General features: G+C 67.3%; 15 protein-coding genes. 1 reads left to right on the forward strand and 14 read right to left on the reverse strand.

Annotation, left to right across the window (positions count from 1 at the left end; all coding sequences use genetic code 11):
• Nucleotides 1–71 precede the first annotated feature (71 nt).
• The 3 genes from yoaA to NP80_RS21645 form a co-directional block, all read right to left on the reverse strand.
• The gene (gene yoaA / locus NP80_RS21635; RefSeq protein WP_045594136.1) at nt 72–2333 is read right to left on the reverse strand and encodes a DNA repair helicase YoaA; all 2262 of its coding nucleotides are present in this window, start codon (nt 2331–2333) and stop codon (nt 72–74) included.
• A 55-nt stretch (nt 2334–2388) separates the two neighbouring features.
• Complete coding sequence (locus NP80_RS21640; RefSeq protein ID WP_006399940.1) at nt 2389–2604, reverse strand: HP1242/YdcH family protein; 216 nt, start codon at nt 2602–2604, stop codon at nt 2389–2391.
• A gap of 76 nt (nt 2605–2680) precedes the next feature.
• Nucleotides 2681–3430, reverse strand: a complete 750-nt coding sequence (locus NP80_RS21645; protein ID WP_006410750.1) for a hypothetical protein — start codon at nt 3428–3430, stop codon at nt 2681–2683.
• Nucleotides 3431–3593: 163 nt separating this feature from the next.
• On the opposite strand from NP80_RS21645, the gene NP80_RS21650 reads away from it, so the two are divergent.
• Nucleotides 3594–5918 (forward strand): Tex family protein, encoded by a 2325-nt coding sequence (locus NP80_RS21650; RefSeq protein ID WP_035488244.1) that lies wholly within the window; start codon nt 3594–3596, stop codon nt 5916–5918.
• Between the two features lie 117 nt (nt 5919–6035).
• Here NP80_RS21650 and NP80_RS21655 read toward each other — a convergent pair whose 3' ends face one another.
• The 11 genes from NP80_RS21655 to bamB all read right to left on the reverse strand — a co-directional run bounded on the left by NP80_RS21655 (nt 6036) and on the right by bamB (nt 18454).
• Nucleotides 6036–7952 carry a potassium transporter Kup gene (locus tag NP80_RS21655; RefSeq protein ID WP_006399937.1) on the reverse strand — a complete coding sequence of 639 codons (1917 nt, stop codon included), beginning with the start codon at nt 7950–7952 and terminating at the stop codon, nt 6036–6038.
• A gap of 289 nt (nt 7953–8241) precedes the next feature.
• On the reverse strand, nt 8242–8838 hold the full coding sequence (locus NP80_RS21660) for a phosphoribosyltransferase (RefSeq protein WP_006399935.1): 597 nt from the start codon (nt 8836–8838) through the stop codon (nt 8242–8244).
• Nucleotides 8839–8845: 7 nt separating this feature from the next.
• A complete protein-coding gene (locus tag NP80_RS21665; protein WP_006399934.1) occupies nt 8846–10192 on the reverse strand; it encodes an adenylosuccinate synthase in 1347 nt (448 codons plus the stop codon).
• Between the two features lie 111 nt (nt 10193–10303).
• Nucleotides 10304–11452 (reverse strand): ATP phosphoribosyltransferase regulatory subunit, encoded by a 1149-nt coding sequence (locus NP80_RS21670; RefSeq protein ID WP_006410308.1) that lies wholly within the window; start codon nt 11450–11452, stop codon nt 10304–10306.
• Nucleotides 11453–11554: 102 nt separating this feature from the next.
• Nucleotides 11555–11746 carry a DUF2065 domain-containing protein gene (locus NP80_RS21675; protein WP_006399932.1) on the reverse strand — a complete coding sequence of 64 codons (192 nt, stop codon included), beginning with the start codon at nt 11744–11746 and terminating at the stop codon, nt 11555–11557.
• A 36-nt stretch (nt 11747–11782) separates the two neighbouring features.
• Nucleotides 11783–12682 carry a protease modulator HflC gene (gene hflC, locus NP80_RS21680; RefSeq protein ID WP_006404715.1) on the reverse strand — a complete coding sequence of 300 codons (900 nt, stop codon included), beginning with the start codon at nt 12680–12682 and terminating at the stop codon, nt 11783–11785.
• Nucleotides 12683–12697: 15 nt separating this feature from the next.
• Entirely contained in the window at nt 12698–14044 is a 1347-nt protein-coding gene (gene hflK, locus NP80_RS21685) for an FtsH protease activity modulator HflK (protein ID WP_045594138.1), read from the reverse strand.
• A gap of 47 nt (nt 14045–14091) precedes the next feature.
• Complete coding sequence (hflX, locus tag NP80_RS21690) at nt 14092–15267, reverse strand: GTPase HflX (RefSeq protein WP_006410362.1); 1176 nt, start codon at nt 15265–15267, stop codon at nt 14092–14094.
• Between the two features lie 72 nt (nt 15268–15339).
• Complete coding sequence (gene hfq / locus NP80_RS21695; protein WP_006399927.1) at nt 15340–15579, reverse strand: RNA chaperone Hfq; 240 nt, start codon at nt 15577–15579, stop codon at nt 15340–15342.
• A gap of 154 nt (nt 15580–15733) precedes the next feature.
• Nucleotides 15734–17071 carry a ribosome biogenesis GTPase Der gene (der, locus tag NP80_RS21700; protein ID WP_006399916.1) on the reverse strand — a complete coding sequence of 446 codons (1338 nt, stop codon included), beginning with the start codon at nt 17069–17071 and terminating at the stop codon, nt 15734–15736.
• Between the two features lie 237 nt (nt 17072–17308).
• Nucleotides 17309–18454, reverse strand: a complete 1146-nt coding sequence (gene bamB, locus NP80_RS21705; protein ID WP_006404711.1) for an outer membrane protein assembly factor BamB — start codon at nt 18452–18454, stop codon at nt 17309–17311.

The raw sequence follows: 18454 nt of genomic DNA on the forward strand, positions 1-18454 counted from the left end.
GTTTTTCATTGGTGCGAGACGCCGGCCGACGGCGATGCGACCGGCGGCGGCCGCACGGGCCGCCCTTGCCGTCAGGCGCGACGCGCGGCGCGCTGCTCGTCGAAGAAGTCCTGCACGACCGCGATTTCGCGCGTGCGCTTGAACGGCGGCAGGCTCTGCCAGATCCGGCGGCCGTACGGCTTGTCGACGAGCCGCGTGTCGCAGATCATCAGCACGCCGCGATCGGTCTCCGCACGGATCAGCCGCCCGGCGCCCTGCTTCAGCGTGATGACGGCCTGCGGCAGCTGATGCACGGCGAACGGGCTCAAGCCCTTCTTCGCGAGCGCGTCGAGCCGCGCGGCCAGCACCGGATCGTCGGGCGGCGCGAACGGCAGCTTGTCGATCACGACGAGCGACAGCGCATCGCCGCGCACGTCGACGCCTTCCCAGAAGCTCTGGCTGCCGACGAGGATCGCGTTGCCGTACGCACGGAAGCGATCGAGCAGTTCGGTCCGGCTCGCATCGCCCTGCACGAGCAGCGGCGTGTTCCAGCCGCGCGATTCGATCACGTCGCGCAGTTTCGAGGCGATCCGGTCGACCGCACGCAATGTCGTGCACAGCATGAACACGCCGCCACCCGAGGCCTCGATCGCCGGCAGCGCCGCATCGAACACGGCATCGGTAAACGCGGGCGACGACGGCTGCGGCAGATTGCGCGGCACGTACAGCAGCCCCTGCGTCTGGTAGTCGAACGGGCTCGCGAGCGTCATCGAACGGCGCGAGCTCAGGCCCATCTGCGCCGCGTAGTGCGTGAAGTCGCCGCGCACCGACAGCGTCGCCGACGTGAAGATCCACGCGCGCGGCACGCCCGCGCGCTGCTTCGCGAAGATCGGCGCCACCGACAGCGGCGTTTCGTGCAGCTGCACCGTATGCGCGAACACCTCGACCCAGCGCACCTTCTCGTTCGGATCGCCGGCCGCGGCTGCCGCCTCGCCGGCGGCCGCCGCATCGGCCTGCGCAGCGGCCTCGGCCGCGCCGGGCGCGACCCAGCCCGCGAGCAGATCCTGCAGCTCGCGCGCGCGACGCAGGCACGCGCCGAGCGATTCCGCGCGCTCGGCCTGACTCGCGAGCGCAGAAGCCAGCGCGTCGAGCGCCGCTTCGAGCGCATCGAGCGCGGCGAACAGCGGATGATCGTCGCCGAGTTGCGCGAGCGACATCCGCACGATCTGATCGTCGGCGAACGCGAGCCGCACGTCGCGCGCCGCGCGTTCGAGCGCGCCGCCGAGCTTTACCCATTCGACGGCGTCGCGCGCGTGACTGAGGCCCTCGGCGACCGTATCGCGCGCAAGTTCGAGAATCTGCGTCGTCGATAGCGTCTCGCCGAAAAACAGCGTCGCCGTCTCCGGCAGCTGATGCGCTTCGTCGAAAATCACCGTGTTCGCATTCGGCAGCAGCTCGGCCATGCCGGTGTCGCGCAGCATGATGTCCGCGAAGAACAGATGATGGTTGACGACGACGATGTCGGCCTGTTGCGCTTCGCGCCGCGCCTGCATCACGAAGCATTCCTTGTAGTGCGGACACTCCTGGCCGAGGCAGTTGTCGCGCGTCGACGTGACCATCGACCATACGGGCGCCGTCTCCGGCACGCTCGCGAGCTCGGCCTTGTCGCCGCTTTTCGTGATCTTCGCGAAACGGACGATCTCCTGCAGATACGCGGTGTCCTGCCGCGACGGCAGGCGGCCGTTGTCCGCGGTGCGCTGCAGATAGTAGTGGCACAGATAGTTCGCGCGGCCCTTCAGCATCGCGACCGTCACCGGCACCGCGAGCGCGTTGCGCACGGTCGGAATGTCGCGCAGGAACAGCTGGTCCTGCAGATGCTTGGTGCCGGTCGACACGATCACCTTGCCGCCCCACAGCATCGCGGGGACGAGATACGCATAGGTCTTGCCCGTGCCGGTGCCGGCCTCGACGATCAGCGTGTTGTCGCCGGCATCGGCGTCCGCTTCGTTCGCGGCGTCGCTCACGCCGGCGTCGGCCGCACCGCCCCCGCCGCGCCCGCCGCCCGTTTCGCCGAGCCGGCGCGCCGGCCGCTTGCGCGCTTCGAAGATTTCCGGCTCCGGCATCCGGCGCGCGGACGCCTCCATCGCGGACGCGACCGCACGCGCCATCTCGATCTGCGATGCGCGCGGACGATAGCCGTCGAGCGCGCGCGCCAGCAACCCGCCGTCGCCGAAAATCGCGTCGAGTTCGTCGACGCGCTTGCGGCTCAGTTCGAAGGTGCCTTCGGACGCACGAACGCGCCCGGGCGACGCGTCGCGCCGGGCATCGGGGGTGGCTTCAAGCGGTGAATTCAAGGCAAGCGTTCCTGTATCCAGCGCCCGGGCGGCGCCGGCGCTTGCCAGGCCGCGCTCAGGCGCGCTTATCCGGTTCGAGCTGCGATTGCAGCATGATGATCTTGTCTTTGGCCAGCAGCTTTTCCTTCTTCAGCCTGTGCAACGTGAGGTCGTCGATATCGGAGCGGCCTTCCTTCAGTTCGATCTCGCGAGCGAGCTGCTGGTGCTGTTCCTGCAATGCAGCCAAACGGTTGTGCAATTCCTGCTGCTGTTCCGCGTGACGATTTTGCATATACGCCTCCTCATCGAAGCAGCGCGCCGACCGGCGTGCCGACGCGCACGAGCTGTTTCCGGATCAACTCAACACGTTACTGCCCCTGCTGTTGCTGCTGCTTGGCCTTCTCGGCCGCTTCCCGCTGACGCTGCTCGACCTCGGCCTTGTGCTGCGCGGCCTCCTTCTGCTTCTGCTCGTAGCGCGCCGCGTTCTCCGCACGCGCCTGCGCCTTCTGCGCGGCCTGGGCGTGCGCCTCGTCGAGCTTGCGCTGGAAATCGGCCTGCTTCTGGTCGTACGCCTGCTTGTTCGCCGCGCGCTGCGGCGCCTCCGCGCCGCGCTGCGCCTGCTTCAACGCATTCTGCTCCTGCTTGTCGCGGAACGCGGCCGCGTTCGCCGCCTCGTTCGCGGCGCGCTGCGGCGCCTCCGCCGCGTTCTGCGCCTGCTTCAGCGCGATCTGCTCGTCGCGCTGCTTCGCACGCACCGCACGCTGCTCGTCGTCGAGCGCGAGCTGCGCCTGCCGGATGCTCGCGCGCTCCTCGCGCATCTTGTCGCGCGCGACGCCCAGGCAGTGATTGACGAAGAACCGGCTGTAGCAATCGTGCTCGGCCACCGCATAACGATAATCGTTTTCCGCGGAACGTTGATCGAGCACTTTTTGACGGGCGGCGAAATCGTCCGCGAGACCGGGCGCGGCAGGCGCCGACGCGGCGCTATCGGCCGTGACGGTCGAGGCCTGCGCGTACACGCCGGACGTGCCGACGGACAAAGCGGCGGCAAGCGCTGCGCCGAGCGCGACGAGAGAAAAACGGGAAGTTGGCAACGTCGTAGGAAAGCTGCGGGACATGTGTCAAATTCTATCACCGCCGGCTGGACGCTCTGCCATTTATGGCAAAATGCCCCGCTTCACTCACCCGCGGCATCTGGTCCGGCGGGCCCGCCATGCAGCCCGCCGCGCCGGGCATGCCGGCCCGCGCCGCGATTTCAGCAGGCAGAAGCTCATCAACGACATGACGGAAACCGTAGCACTCAAGATCGTACAGCGCATCGCCACCGAACTGTCCGTCCAGCCGCGCCAGGTCGCGGCCGCGGTGCAACTTCTCGACGAAGGCTCGACCGTTCCGTTCATTGCCCGGTATCGGAAGGAAGCGACCGGCAACCTGGACGACACGCAACTGCGCCAGCTCGAAGAGCGCCTCCTGTATCTGCGCGAACTCGAGGATCGCCGCGCGGCGATCCTGTCGAGCATCGAGGAACAGGGCAAGCTGACCGACGAACTGCGTGCGGCAATCGATGCGGCCGACAGCAAACAGGTGCTCGAAGACCTTTATCTGCCGTACAAGCCGAAGCGCCGCACGCGCGCCCAGATCGCGCGGGAAGCGGGTCTCGAGCCGCTCGCGCAGGCGCTGCTCGCCAATCCGATGCTCGATCCGCAAACCGAAGCGGCCGCGTACGTCGATGCCGACAAGGGCGTCGCCGACGTGAAGGCCGCGCTCGATGGCGCGCGCGACATCCTGTCGGAACAGTTCGGCGAGACGGCCGAGTTGCTCGGCAAGCTGCGCGACTATCTGCATGATCGCGGCGTCGTGTCGTCGGCGGTCGTCGAGGGCAAGGAAAACGAAGAAGGCGAGAAATTCCGCGACTATTACGACTACGCGGAGACGCTGAAGACCGTGCCGTCGCACCGCGCGCTCGCGCTGTTCCGCGGCCGCAACGCCGGCGTGCTGACGATCCGGCTGGGCCTCGGCGAGGAACTCGACGCGCAGGTGCCACATCCCGGCGAAGCGATGATCGCGCGCCATTTCGGCATCGCGAACCAGAATCGCCCGGCCGACAAATGGCTGAGCGACGTGTGCCGCTGGTGCTGGCGCGTGAAGGTTCAGCCGCACATCGAGAACGAGCTGCTGACGCAGCTGCGCGAAACGGCCGAAACCGAAGCGATCCGCGTCTTCGCGCGCAACCTGAAGGATCTGCTGCTCGCGGCGCCTGCCGGCCCGAAGGCCGTGATCGGTCTCGACCCCGGCCTGCGCACCGGCGTGAAGGTCGCCGTCGTCGACCGCACCGGCAAGCTGCTCGCGACGGACACGATCTATCCGCATGAACCGCGTCGCGACTGGGACGGCTCGATCGCGAAGCTCGCGCGCCTCGCCGCGCAGACGCAGGCCGAACTGATCAGCATCGGCAACGGCACCGCGTCGCGCGAAACCGACAAGCTCGCGAGCGAACTGATCGCGAAGCACCCCGAACTGCGGTTGCAGAAGATCGTCGTGTCGGAAGCCGGCGCGTCGGTCTACTCGGCGTCCGAACTCGCGGCCAAGGAATTCCCGGAACTCGACGTATCGCTGCGCGGCGCCGTGTCGATCGCGCGCCGGCTGCAGGATCCGCTCGCCGAGCTCGTGAAGATCGAGCCGAAGGCGATCGGCGTCGGCCAGTACCAGCACGACGTGAATCAGCGCGAGCTCGCGCGCTCGCTCGACGCGGTCGTCGAAGACTGCGTGAACGCGGTCGGCGTCGACGCCAACACCGCATCGGCGCCGCTGCTCGCGCGCGTGTCGGGGCTGAACGCGACGCTCGCACGCAACATCGTCGACTACCGCGACGCGAACGGCCCGTTCCCGTCGCGCGAGCACCTGCGCAAGGTGCCGCGCCTCGGCGACAAGACGTTCGAGCAGGCCGCCGGCTTCCTGCGGATCAACGGCGGCGAGAATCCGCTCGACCGCTCGTCGGTGCACCCGGAGGCGTATCCGGTCGTCGAACGGATCCTCGCGAAGATCAACAAGCGCATCGACGACGTGCTCGGCAATCGCGACGCGCTGTCGGGCCTGTCGCCCGCCGAATTCGTCGACGAACGTTTCGGCCTGCCGACGGTGCGCGACATCCTGTCCGAGCTCGAGAAGCCCGGCCGCGATCCGCGCCCCGAGTTCAAGACCGCGACGTTCCGCGAAGGCGTCGAGAAGGTGTCGGACCTCGTGCCGGGCATGACGCTCGAAGGCGTCGTGACGAACGTTGCCGCATTCGGCGCGTTCGTCGACATCGGCGTCCATCAGGACGGGCTCGTCCACGTATCCGCGATGTCGACGAAGTTCATCAAGGATCCGCACGAAGTCGTGAAGGCCGGCCAGGTCGTGAAGGTCAAGGTGCTCGACGTCGACGTGAAGCGCCAGCGCATCTCGCTGACGATGCGGCTCGACGACGAAGCGGCGCCCGGCCTGTCGTCGCGCGGCGCGCAGGAACGCGGCACCGCCGCGCGCGGCGGCGCCCGCCCGCCCCGCGCGCGCGAACCGGAACCGGCTGGCGCGATGGCCGCCGCGTTCGCGAAGCTCAAGCAACGCTGAGCGTGCGGACCGTGCCGCAATGAGAAAAGCCCGCCGTCAGGCGGGCTTTTTGTTGGCGCAGCGTCTCGGCGAGCGAGCCGTCAAGCGGCATGCGCGATCGCGCACGCCTCGTGGCGCTCAGATCTCGATCTTCGTGCCGAGCTCGACGACGCGGTTCGCCGGAATCGCGAAGAAGTCGGTCGGCTTCGCGGCGTTCTGGTGCATCCACGCGAACACGCGCTCGCGCCAGATCGACATGCCGGGCAGCTGCGTCGGCACGACCGTCTCGCGTGCGAGGAAGAACGATGTGTCCATCAGCTCGAACGTCATGTCGTGCGTGCGGCCGAACTCTTCGAGCACGGCCTTCACGTCCGGCGTCTCGTTGAACCCGTACTCGGCCTTCACGATGTACAGGCCGCCGCCGGCGTCGCGCGCGCTCAGCCGCTTGTCGTCGCGCACGTACGGGATGTCGCGCGTGACGAACGTCATGAACAGCGTGCGCTCGTGCAACACCTTGTTGTGCTTCAGGTTATGCAGCAGGCTCACGGGCACGAGCTTGTCGTTGCCCGTCAGATAGATCGCGGTGCCCGACACGCGGTGCGGCGGATGTGCGAGCAGCCCCTGCAGGAACGGCTCGAGCGGAATGCCGTCGGCGGCCGTGCGTTCCTTCACGATGTGGCGGCCCTTGTACCAGGTCATCAGCAGGAAGAACAGCAGCGCGCCGATGCCGAGCGGCAGCCAGCCGCCCTGCGCGACCTTCAGCAGGTTCGCGCCGAAAAAGCCGAGATCGATCGTCAGGAAGACGGCGATGATCGCGCCGACCAGCAGCCGGTTCCAGTTCCACACCTTCACCATCACGACGCATGCGAGCACGGTCGTGATCACCATCGTCGCGGTCACCGCGATCCCGTACGCGGCCGCGAGGTTGTCGGAGCTCTTGAAGCCGATCACGATGCAGAGAATCACGAACAGCAGCAGCCAGTTCACGAGCGGCACGTAGATCTGGCCGATCGCGAGTTCGGACGTGTGGAGCACCTTCATGCGCGGCACATAGCCGAGCTGGATCGCCTGCGACGTCAACGAATAGGCGCCGGAGATCACCGCCTGCGACGCGATCACGGTCGCGACGGTCGACAGCACGACGAGCGGCAGCAGCGCCCAGTCGGGCGCGAGCAGGAAGAACGGGTTTTCGATCGCGCGCGGATTCTGGATCAGCAACGCGCCCTGCCCGAAGTAGTTCAGCACCAGCGACGGCATCACGAGCCCGTATGCGGCGAGGCGGATCGGCTTCGCGCCGAAGTGGCCCATGTCCGCATAGAGCGCTTCCGCACCGGTCAGCACCAGCACGACGGAACCGAGCACGACATAGGCCTGCAGCAAATGCTCGGACATGAACGACGCTGCGTAGTACGGATTGATCGCCGCGACGATGCCGGGCGCACGCACGATGTGGTACACGCCGAGCGCCGCGATCGCGATGAACCACAGCACCATGATCGGGCCGAACAGCTTGCCGACCGTTGCCGTGCCGTGACGCTGGATCCAGAACAGCGCGATCAGAATCACGATCGTGATCGGCAGCACCAGATGCGACAGATGCGGCGTCGCGATCTCGAGACCTTCGACCGCCGACATCACCGAAATCGCCGGCGTGATGACCGCGTCGCCGTAGAACATGCACGCGCCGAAGATGCCGAGCGCCATCAGCGCGCCCGCGACACGCGTCTTCGGGTCGAGCGGCCGCAGCGACAGCGCCATCAGCGCGAGCACGCCGCCCTCGCCGTTGTTGTCGGCACGCATCACGAACAGCAGATATTTGACGCCGACCACGAGGATGATCGCCCAGAACAGCAGCGAGATCACGCCGAGGATCGAGCTTTCCGTGAGCGGAATCCCGTGCGCGGGGCTGAACGCCTCCTTCAGCGAATACAACGGGCTCGTGCCGATGTCGCCGAACACCACGCCGATGGCCGCTATCGCCAGCGCCCGCAGCGAGTGTTGGTGCATCGGGTGCGGCGCGTGAGCGGCGTCGGCCGCGTGGGTCGTATCGTTCATATGAAGCGTAATAATCGGGTCCGGATTCGGACAAAACGAGCGCTATTCTACCCGCGCGTCCCGCAAACACCGCGCCGCCGTGTTGCCCCGAAGCCACGTAACCGATCGCGCACATGCATTGCGGCGCGAGCTGTGGCAGGGCTGCCATCATAGCCGGGGTCGCACCGTCTGCCTATCGGGGTGCACGGCGGGGGCGCACGGCGCGACTGCACGGCGGGCGCCCGGCCCGCAAACGAAAACGGCGCCGCAAGCGGCGCCGTACGAGGCTTTCGTCGATAGACCGGCGCGCTTACGCGCCCGCGCCGTCGCGCTGCGCGCGACCGCGCTTGATCCACGCTTCGAGGTTGTGCGGACGCACGGTGTCCCACTCCTCGAACGGCTGATGGATCCACGGGTTCGTCGGCAGGAACTGCGTGTGGTAGTCGGGCTTGACCTTCGAGCAACCCTTGTACCAGAGCACCGCCGAGCGCACCGCCGTGACGGCCGGATAACGCTCCTTCAGGTGCTCCTGCACGCGCGCGAGCGTGACGCCCGAGTCGACCAGATCGTCGACGAGCAGCACGTTGCCCGCGAGGTTGCCGCGCGTCATCGTGATGTACTGCGCGATGTCGAGCTCGCCCTGCTCGCGGCCGGCCGCTTCGCGGTACGAACTCGTCGCGAGAATCGCGAGCGGCACGTCGTAGATGCGCGAAAGCTGATCGCCGACACGCAGGCCGCCGCGCGCGAGGCACAGGATCTGGTCGAACTTCCAGCCCGACTCGTGCACCTGCAGCGCGAGCAGTTCGATGAGCCGGTGATATTCGTCCCAGCCCACCCAGAGGTTCTTGTCGTCGTTACGCGGATCCGTCATCAGGTCGGCCGCCTTGATCGTGTTTTGCTGCGTCATCTGGAAATTACACCTTGAACGGATGGCGGAGCAGGATCGTTTCGTCGCGGTCCGGGCCGGTCGACACCATGTCGATCGGCACGCCGGCCACTTCCTGGACGCGCGTCAGGTAAGCCTGCGCGTTCGTCGGCAGCGCGTCCCACGTCTTGATGCCGACCGTGCTTTCCTTCCAGCCTTCGAACGTTTCGTACACCGGTTCGCAGCGTGCGACATCGGCGGCGCCGCGCGGCAGGATGTCGGCGTCCTTGCCGTCGATCTTGTAGCCGACGCACAGTCGGACTTCATCGAGACCGTCGAGCACGTCGAGCTTCGTCATGCAGAGGCCCGACACGCCGTTGATCTGGATCGAGCGGCGCAGCGCGGCCGCGTCGAGCCAGCCGGTGCGGCGCGGACGGCCGGTGACCGAGCCGAATTCCTTGCCGACGTTCGCGAGCGTGACGCCGACCTGATCCTGGCGCTTCGGATTGTCGGCATCGTACAGCTCGCTCGGGAACGGACCCGAGCCGACGCGCGTGCAGTATGCCTTCGTGATGCCGAGGATGTAGTTCAGCTTCTGCGGACCGACGCCCGCGCCCGCCGCGGCCGCACCGGCAACGCAGTTGCTCGACGTGACGAACGGATAGGTGCCGTGATCGATGTCGAGCAGCGTGCCCTGCGCGCCCTCGAACAGCAGGTTCTGGCCCGCGTTGTTCGCGTCGTACAGACGGCGCGACACGTCAGCCACCATCGGCTTCAGGCGGTCGGCATAGCCGAGCATCGTGTCGAGCGTCGCCTGGAAATCGACGGCTGCGCCGCCGAGGTACTGCGTCAGCACGAAGTTGTGGAAATCGAGGTTTTCGCGCAGGCGATCGGCGAAGGTCTTCGCGTCGAACAGGTCCTGCACGCGCAGCGCGCGGCGGCCGACCTTGTCTTCGTACGCGGGGCCGATGCCGCGGCCCGTCGTGCCGATCTTGCCCGCGCCCTTGCGCGCTTCGCGCGCCTGGTCGATCGCGATGTGATACGGCAGGATCAGCGTCGTGGCTTCGGAAATGAACAGACGGTCGCGCACGTTCACGCCGGCTTCTTCGAGCTCGCCGATTTCCTTGAACAGTGCTTCCGGGGACAGAACGACGCCGTTGCCGATGTAGCACGCGACGCCTTCGCGCATGATGCCCGACGGGATGAGGCGCAAGATCGTCTTCTTGCCGCCGATGATGAGGGTGTGGCCGGCGTTGTGACCGCCCTGGAAACGCACGACGCCCTGAGCGTGGTCCGTCAGCCAGTCGACGATCTTGCCCTTGCCTTCATCACCCCATTGAGTCCCCACGACGACGACGTTGCGCCCGGGAGTCACGTTCACTGCGCTGGCAGACATGTTGATTCGTTAGCTGGTTAAAAACGTATTTTACCTATGTTCGCGAGCGATTCCGAATTTTTCCGTTTCGCGTCAACGATATGCAGCCGACTGCCGCTCGCGAACGCCTTGTTAGCGGGGCTCGACCACCCACGCACCGTTGCGCTCGACGAGCGAACGGTCGCAGGCGAACTCGTCGAGCACGTGATCGTGGCCCGGCAGCGCCTGGATCACGACCTCGCCGGCGTCGCGCAGCGCGGCCACGGCCGCGCGCAGCGCATCGTCCTGCGCCCACGGCGCCAGAATCGCGGTGCCGCGCGCCTCGACCGGCGAAATCCGCGCGAGCTCGCGCAGGTCGAGCGAGAAGCCGGTCGCCGGACGCGCGCGGCCGTATGCCTGGCCGACGTGGTCGTAACGGCCGCCGCGCGCGATCGCATTCGGCACGCCGTCGATATACGCGGTAAACATCGCGCCGCTGTGGTACGCGTAACCGCGCAGATCGGCCAGGTCGATCGCGACTTCCGCACCCTTCGCCTGCGCCGCGAGCTGCGCGAGATCGTCGAGCGCGCGCGCGATCTCGGGCAGCGCCGGCAGGCGCTGGCGCGCTTCGTCGAGCACGCTCGCGTCGCCGTACAGGTGCGGCAGCGCGCGCAGCGCCGCGCGCGTGTCGGCGCCGAGATCGTCGGTCAGTTCGTTCAGCAACGGCACGTCCTTGCCCGATAGCGCGTCGTAGAGCGCTTCGCCGCGCGCGGCCGCCTGCGTATCGCGCGCGAGCAGCGCCGCGAGCACGCCCGCATGGCACAGATCGAGGCGGACCCGCGACAGGCCGGCAAGATGCAGCGCATCGAGCATCAACTGCTGGATCTCGAGATCGGCTTCCAGTCCCGCATGACCGTAGATTTCCGCGCCGATCTGGATCTGCTCGCGCGTCGCGTGCAGGCCGCGCGGGCGCGTATGCATGACGTGCCCCGCATAGCAGAGGCGCGTGACGCCCTGGCGGTTCAGCAGATGCGCGTCGATGCGCGCCACCTGCGGCGTGATGTCGGCGCGCAGGCCGAGCGTGCGGCCCGAAAGCTGGTCGACCAGCTTGAAGGTGCGCAGGCGCAGATCGGCGCCGCCGCTCGTCAGCAGCGACTCGAGATATTCGAGCAGCGGCGGCATCACCATCTCGTAGCCGTACGAACGGAAGCGATCGAGCAGCCTGCGGCGCAGCTCCTCGATCTTGCGCGCTTCCGACGGCAGTACGTCGGCGATATTCTCGGGAAGTAACCAGGTCGACATCGGTACGGTCCTACGACAGGAAACGGCGCGCGGCACGCGCGCCGACGGATGAATCGGTAATCGGAATCGGACGGGAACGAACGGCGGGTGCGCCGTCCGGGATCAGGTGGCGAGCAGCAGCAGCACGAGCCCGAGCGCCATCACGATCAGCCCGCCGATCCGGATATGATGCGGCGGCCGCTCCGCTATTCTACGAAACGTGTCGCGCCAGGCGACGGGAAACACGAAGGGGAACGCCCCTTCGATGATCAGCATCAGCGCGACGGCAAGCAACAACGAGGCAGCGAGATCCATGCGGGCGACGGTGCCGCACGACGCGGCACCCCAGATTCAGTGTTTGCGGGGAGCAGGCGCCGCCGGTGCGGCACCGCCCGTCGGGCTGCGCATGAAACGGAAGAACGCGCTGTCGGGATCGACGACGATGACGTCGTTGCGCTTGAACGTCTTCCGGTACGCCTGCAGGCTCGCGTAGAACTCGTAGAACTGCGGATCGCGGCCGAACGCGTCCGCGGCGATCGTCGCCGCCTTCGCATCGCCCTCGCCCTTGATCGTCTGCGCGGACTTGTACGCGTTCGCGAGCACCGCCTGCTGCTCGCGTTCGGCGTCCGCCTTGATCTGCTCGACCTCGGCTGCGCCGTCGGCACGCACCTGCGCGGCCTGGTCGTGCAGCGCGCCGATCATGCGCTGATAGACCGCATCGGTCTGCGCGGCCGGCAAGTCGACGCGCGTGAGCTGCACGTCGACCAGCTCGATGCCGAGCGCTGCCGCGCTGGCCTGTACCGCGTCGCGCGCAGCGTCGGCGATCGCGCGCTGCGCGCCGAGCGCGTCGTCGAGCGCATGCTTGCCGAATGCGTCGCCAAGCGCGCCCTTCAGCGCGCCGGCCAGCCGCTCGCCGGCCGCGGCCGGATCGCCGCCGGTTGCCGTGAAGTACTTCATCGGATCGCCGATCCGGTACTTCGCCGCATACGAAACCAGCAGATCGTGCTTGTCTTCGGTTGCCAGCTGCAGCGGATCGGGCGATTCCAGCGACTGCAGCCGCGTATCGACCAGCGTGGCCGTCTGCAGCGGCGGCGGCAGCTTGAAATGAACGCCGGGGCCGGCGAGCTCGGGCTCCGCGCCGCCGCGGCCGGACAGCACGGCGATATGGCGCGGATCGACGGTCAGCACGGTCGACGATGCGGCAAAAGCCAGGATCACGATTGCGACGACGAGCGCAACGATTCGATTCATGTTCTGCGCTCCCCGTTACTTCAGATCGTCTTCGCGCGACCGGCTGCGGAACGCTTCGCGCGATCGCAGCGCATCGCTGCCCGGTGCCGCTGCGGCCGCCGGCGTCGATGCCGCGGTCGCGGCGGCGGCGGCGGCGCCCGACGCGGCCGCCGGTGCCGAGGCCGCATCGGCCGCCGCCGCGCCGGCCGACGCCGCGGCGTTTTGCCGCTGCTGCTCGACGAGCTTGTCGAGCGGCAGATAGACGACGTTATTGCCGTTGTTGCCGACGAAAACCTTCGTCGCGTTCGAATAGATTTCCTGCATCGTGTCGACGTACATCCGTTCGCGAACGACCGCGGGCGCCTTCGAATACGCGGCGTAGACCTGCGTGAAACGCTCCGCGTCGCCTTGCGCTTCGGTGACGACGCGCTCCGCATAGGCCTTCGCATCGTCGATCAGCTTCGCGGCATCGCCCTGCGCCTTCGGCAGCAGCTCGCTCGCGTAGGCCTGCGCGGCGCGCTTCGCGGCCTCGCGCTCGTCGCGCGCCTTCGCGACGTCCGCATAGGCGGACTGCGTCTGCTCGGGCGCGGCGACGCGCTGCATGGTGACGGCCGTCACTTCGAGGCCCGTCCGATAACGGTCGAGATCGCGCTGAATCGCGGCCGACAGTTGCTCGCGCATCGCATCGCGATCCTGGCTCAGCAGGTCGGCCGCGCTGCGCGTGCCGACGATCGCGCGCACCGCCGCCTGCGCGGCCTGCGACACGCTGCGCTCGGGATCGACGCTGCGGAACAGATAGTCGGTGGCGGAGCGAACGCGGTACTGGACGATGAAGCGCACGTCGACGATGTCCGCATCGCGCGTGAGCATCGCGGCTTCCTTGACGTTGGCGAGCCGCACGACGTTGTTGCGGCCGATCTCGATCGAGCGCACCTGCGTCGTGTCGACGATCTCGTGCGACGCGAACGGATACGGCGCACGCCAGTGCACGCCCTGGCCGACCGTGCCGGCCAGCTTGCCGAGCTGCAGCACGACGCCGGTCTGACCTTCCTGGACGACGAACAGGCCGCTGCCGGCATAGACGGCGATCAGCACGCCGATCACGATGCCGACGCCGACGCGCGCCGCGCGCCCGTTATCGGGACGGAAACCGTTGCCGCCCTTGCCGCCGAACAGCCCGCTCAGGCGGCGGTTGAAATTGCGCCACATCTCGTCGAGATCGGGCGGACCGTCGCCGTCGCCGCCGGGCGGACGCTTCGATTCGTTCGCGCGCGGGCGGGAGCCGCCGTTGCCATTGCCTTCGCCGCGCCCCCAGCGGGGATCGTTGATCGACAGCAAGGCGCGCATCCGCCGCCAGGTACTCCGCTCGTTGTATTCGTTCACCAGAGTTTGTTCACCAGATTAGACGCCGGCGAACCGGCCGGGACCGGTTAGCGCCCGTGTTCGGAAATCGTGTGGTCTTCGTGCGGTTCAGCGGGCGCGCCGTCGAGCGCGTCGTTGGGCAACGTCGCGCCGGACAGGTGTTCCGCGGAGGCGATCTCGGCGATGGCGGCGCGCAACGTGTCGAGACCCTGACCGGTGCGCGCGCTCAAAAAGACGCGCGAAATATTACCATACTCGTCCCGCTCGACCGCGTCGCCGCGGGCCGCCAGCTCGGGCACGGCGTCGATCTTGTTGAACACCAGCACCTGCCGGATCGTGTCCGCGCCGATCTCGTGCAGCACGCCGTTGACCTGCTCGATCTGCTCGAGCCGCACCGCGCTCGACGCGTCGACCACGTGCAGCAGCAGATCGGCGTGGATCGTTTCTTCCAGCGTCGCGCGGAACGCGGCGACGAGCTGGTGAGGCAGCTCGCGGATGAAGCCGACCGTGTCGGACACGACGATCTGACCCACTTCGTCGCCGAGGTAGACGCGCCGCGACGTCGTGTCGAGCGTCGCGAACAGCTGATCGGCCGCGTAGGCCTGCGCTTTCGTCAGCGCATTGAACAGCGTCGACTTGCCGGCGTTCGTATAGCCGACGAGCGACACCGACATCGTGCCGCTGCGCGCGCGCTGGCGCCGCTGCGTGCTGTGCTGCCGGCGCAGCTTGTCGAGCCGCGACTTCAGCATCTTGATGCGCTCGCCGATCAGCCGGCGGTCGGTTTCGAGCTGCGTCTCGCCGGGGCCGCGCAGGCCAATACCGCCCTTTTGACGCTCGAGGTGGGTCCACGCGCGGATCAGCCGCGTCGACAGATATTGCAGCTGCGCGAGCTCGACCTGCAGCTTGCCTTCGTGGCTGCGCGCGCGTTGCGCGAAGATGTCGAGGATCAGGCTCGTGCGATCGACGACGCGCCGGTTGAGCGCGCGCTCGAGGTTGCGCTGCTGAGCCGGCGCGAGTGCGTGATTGAAGATGACGATGTCGACGTCGTGCGCTTCGCACGCGAGCCGCAATTCGTCTGCTTTGCCGCTGCCGATGAACATCGCGGCATCGGGACTGGACCGGCGGCCCGTGAGAGTGACGGCGGGATGCGCCCCGGCGCTGGAGGCGAGAAGACTGAGTTCTTCGAGACTGGCTTCGAAATCGGTCTTGCCGAAATCGATGCCGACGAGCGCTGCGTTGATCAAATTGTCAGGTGTCAAGATAAGGCGGCTGGCATCGGTCGCTCGCGGCGACCGGATGCCGGCCGCTGCAATGGGTTAGGACGAGGCTTCCGCGTCCGGGTGGAAGTTCACCGGGCGCGCCGGCACGACCGTCGAGATGGCGTGCTTGTAGACCATCTGGGTCACCGTATTACGGAGCAACACGACGTACTGGTCGAACGATTCGATGTTCCCTTGGAGCTTGATGCCGTTCACGAGATAGATCGAAACGGGCACGTGCTCCTTGCGCAGTGCGTTCAAAAACGGGTCTTGTAACAATTGCCCTTTGTTGCTCATGGCGTACTCCATCTTTTTTTTGCAGGTTGATCTGGATTGGCGACGAAGAAAAAGAGATCCGGCGCCAATCGCTACACTATAGCTGATTTTGCCTGCCGCGCCCGGCGTCGGCCATGCGGCCGATCCGTTGCCGGAAGCGGGTATCAGGCGTGCTTCAGCCCTTGTCCGCGTACGGGTTGGTCGACGAACGGAACTCTATGCGCAATGGAGTGCCGGTCAGGGAGAAAGTTTCGCGGAAACGGTTCTCCAGGTAACGCTTGTACGTTTCCGTCACGGCGTCGAGCGCGTTGCCGTGGATCACGATGATCGGCGGATTCTGGCCGCCCTGGTGCGCGTAGCGCAGCTTCGGTCGCACGGGGCCGCGGCGGCGCGGCTGCTGGAATTCCACGGCCTCGATCAGCGCGCGCGTGAGCTTCGGCGTCGGCAGCTTCGCCATGGCAGCCGCATACGCATCGTCGACCGAGCGCATCAGCGCGCCGATGCCCGTTTTCTTCGCGGCCGAAATGAAGTGCGACTTGGCGAAGTCGAGGAATTTCAGCTTGCGGGTCAAATCCGCCTTCGCGCGCTCGCGCGCGTGCTCGTCGAGCCCGTCCCATTTGTTCACACCGATCACGAGCGCGCGGCCCTGCTCGACGACGAAGCCGGCGATATGCGCGTCCTGATCGGAAATGTCCTGCTGCGCATCCAGCAGAAGAATGACGACGTTCGCATCGGAGATCGACTGCAGCGTCTTCACGACCGAGAACTTCTCGATCGCCTCGAACACCTTGCCGCGGCGGCGCAGGCCGGCCGTGTCGATCAGCGTGTATTTCTTGCCGTTACGCTCGAAGTCGACGTAGATCGAATCGCGCGTCGTGCCCGGCATGTCGAACGCGATCACGCGGTCCTCGCCGATCAGTGCGTTGACGAGCGTCGACTTGCCGACGTTCGGCCGGCCGACGATCGCGATCTTGATGCCGCGCGACGGATCGTTGTCGTCCTCTTCTTCCGGCTGGTCGGCGTACGCGACTTCCAGCGCCTCGTTGATCATGTCGGTCACGCCGTCGCCGTGCGCGGCCGAGATCGCGCGCGGATCGCCGAGCCCGAGTTCGTAGAAATCGGTCGCGACCGCCGTGTACTTCATCCCCTCGGCCTTGTTGACGACGAGGAAAATCGGCCGGCCCGTCTTGCGCAGATAGTCGGCGATCGACTTGTCCTGCGGCGCGAGGCCGTTGCGGCCATCGACGATGAACACGACGACGTCGGCTTCCTCGACGGCCTGCCGCGTCTGACGCGCCATCTCGTGCAGGATCCCGTCCTTCGCGACGGGCTCGAAGCCGCCCGTGTCGACGACGAGATACGGCCGCGCGCCGACGCGCCCTTCGCCGTAATGGCGATCGCGCGTGAGGCCCGGCAAGTCGGCCACCAGCGCATCGCGCGAGCGCGTGAGCCGGTTGAACAGCGTGGATTTCCCCACATTGGGGCGCCCAACGAGGGCAATGACCGGTTTCATCTGTGTTGTCTACGGTGAAGCGCAGCAGCGGGAGGCCCGCTGCTGCGGGCGGCTGCGCTGAATGAAAATATCACGAATTCGCGCCGCGCCGGATGCGCGCGCCGGGCACGCAGTGCGCGCCGTCCGTCTTTCGTTTCGAACTGCCTTTCAAATACCGAGCGGCCGGGAACACCGGCCGCCTTCATGTCGTACGCCGCAGCGCGCGGGCGGGCCCGCGCGGCGCGTACCTGCTGCGCGTCAGCGCGGACGGAAGCCGTACAGGCCGCCGTCCTTCGTCTGCACGACGAGCGTGTTGCCGGCCAGCACCGGCGCAGCCGTGATCGCGCTGCCGTCGGTCTTCATCCGCGCGATGAAGCTGCCGTCCTCGCGCGACAGGAAGTGCACGTAGCCCTGGTAGTCGCCCATCACGACCGCATGGCCGAGCAGATAGGGCACGCCGACGTCGCGGCTCTTCAGCTTGTCGTTATGCCACAGCGGATTGCCGGTCGCCGCGTCATACGCCGTGACGATCGACCAGTCGTCGCCGCCGGTGACGACCGAATCGTCCTGCGCGAGGCCGCTGCGGCTCGAGAACGGTTTTTCCCAGAGCGGTCGCCCCGAGTTCGCGTCGAAGCAGCCGAGCTGACCCTGGAACGTCACGGCGCAGGTTTCGGCGCCGACCAGCGTCGGCGGGCCGCTCACGTCGTTGATCCGCTCGACTTCGGTCACGCCCTTCGGGAACGACACCGGCGTCTGCCAGAACGGCTCGCCGGTCTGCAGGTTGATCGCGACGAGCCCGCCGCCCGGGAAACCTGCGAGCACGGCCGCGTCGCCCGCGAACGTCATCCCGGCCGACACGCGCAGATTGAGCGGCACCGCGCGGTTGCGGTAGTTCCACTTCTGCTCGCCCGTCTGCGCGTTGAACGCGATCACCTGGCCGTCGATCGTGCGCACGATCACGAGACCGTTGCCGACGAGCGGCGGCGAAATGATCTCGCCCTGCACCGTGGTCTTCCACAACTGCTTGCCGTCCGGGCCGAGCACGAACACGCCGCCCTTCAGCGCGCCGACCGCGGTCAGGTTGCCGTCGCTGCCGACGCCCGCCGACAGATCCGAGCCGAGCTTCGTGCGCCAGACGGTCTGGCCCGTCTTCGCGTCGATCTTCTCGACCGAGCCGTTCTCGCCCGCCGCGAATACGGCGTCGCCGACGGCCACCGGCGAGAACAGATAGCGTCCGCCCTTGCCGACGCTCGCCTTCCAGACCTGTTGCACGTCCATCACGGGCTTGAACTCGGTGAGCGGCGTCGGCACGCGGCGCGCGTCCTTCGACGACGAGCAGGCCGCCAATGTCATGACAGCCGCCGCGCAGGCAACGGGCACAGCGTAACGTTTCAGCAAATTCAT

The organism is Burkholderia multivorans ATCC BAA-247 (assembly GCF_000959525.1).
GTDB classification, from domain to species: domain Bacteria; phylum Pseudomonadota; class Gammaproteobacteria; order Burkholderiales; family Burkholderiaceae; genus Burkholderia; species Burkholderia multivorans.

Excerpts from the sequence above, each read along its gene's own strand:
- NP80_RS21640 (WP_006399940.1), bottom strand. The coding sequence starts at position 2,604 with ATGCAAAATCGTCACGCGGAACAGCAGCAGGAATTGCACAACCGTTTG.
- NP80_RS21645 (WP_006410750.1), bottom strand. The coding sequence starts at position 3,430 with ATGTCCCGCAGCTTTCCTACGACGTTGCCAACTTCCCGTTTTTCTCTC.
- NP80_RS21650 (WP_035488244.1), top strand. The coding sequence starts at position 3,594 with ATGACGGAAACCGTAGCACTCAAGATCGTACAGCGCATCGCCACCGAA.
- NP80_RS21655 (WP_006399937.1), bottom strand. The coding sequence starts at position 7,952 with ATGAACGATACGACCCACGCGGCCGACGCCGCTCACGCGCCGCACCCG.
- NP80_RS21660 (WP_006399935.1), bottom strand. The coding sequence starts at position 8,838 with ATGACGCAGCAAAACACGATCAAGGCGGCCGACCTGATGACGGATCCG.
- NP80_RS21665 (WP_006399934.1), bottom strand. The coding sequence starts at position 10,192 with ATGTCTGCCAGCGCAGTGAACGTGACTCCCGGGCGCAACGTCGTCGTC.
- NP80_RS21670 (WP_006410308.1), bottom strand. The coding sequence starts at position 11,452 with ATGTCGACCTGGTTACTTCCCGAGAATATCGCCGACGTACTGCCGTCG.
- NP80_RS21675 (WP_006399932.1), bottom strand. The coding sequence starts at position 11,746 with ATGGATCTCGCTGCCTCGTTGTTGCTTGCCGTCGCGCTGATGCTGATC.
- hflC (WP_006404715.1), bottom strand. The coding sequence starts at position 12,682 with ATGAATCGAATCGTTGCGCTCGTCGTCGCAATCGTGATCCTGGCTTTT.
- hfq (WP_006399927.1), bottom strand. The coding sequence starts at position 15,579 with ATGAGCAACAAAGGGCAATTGTTACAAGACCCGTTTTTGAACGCACTG.
- der (WP_006399916.1), bottom strand. The coding sequence starts at position 17,071 with ATGAAACCGGTCATTGCCCTCGTTGGGCGCCCCAATGTGGGGAAATCC.
- bamB (WP_006404711.1), bottom strand. The coding sequence starts at position 18,454 with ATGAATTTGCTGAAACGTTACGCTGTGCCCGTTGCCTGCGCGGCGGCT.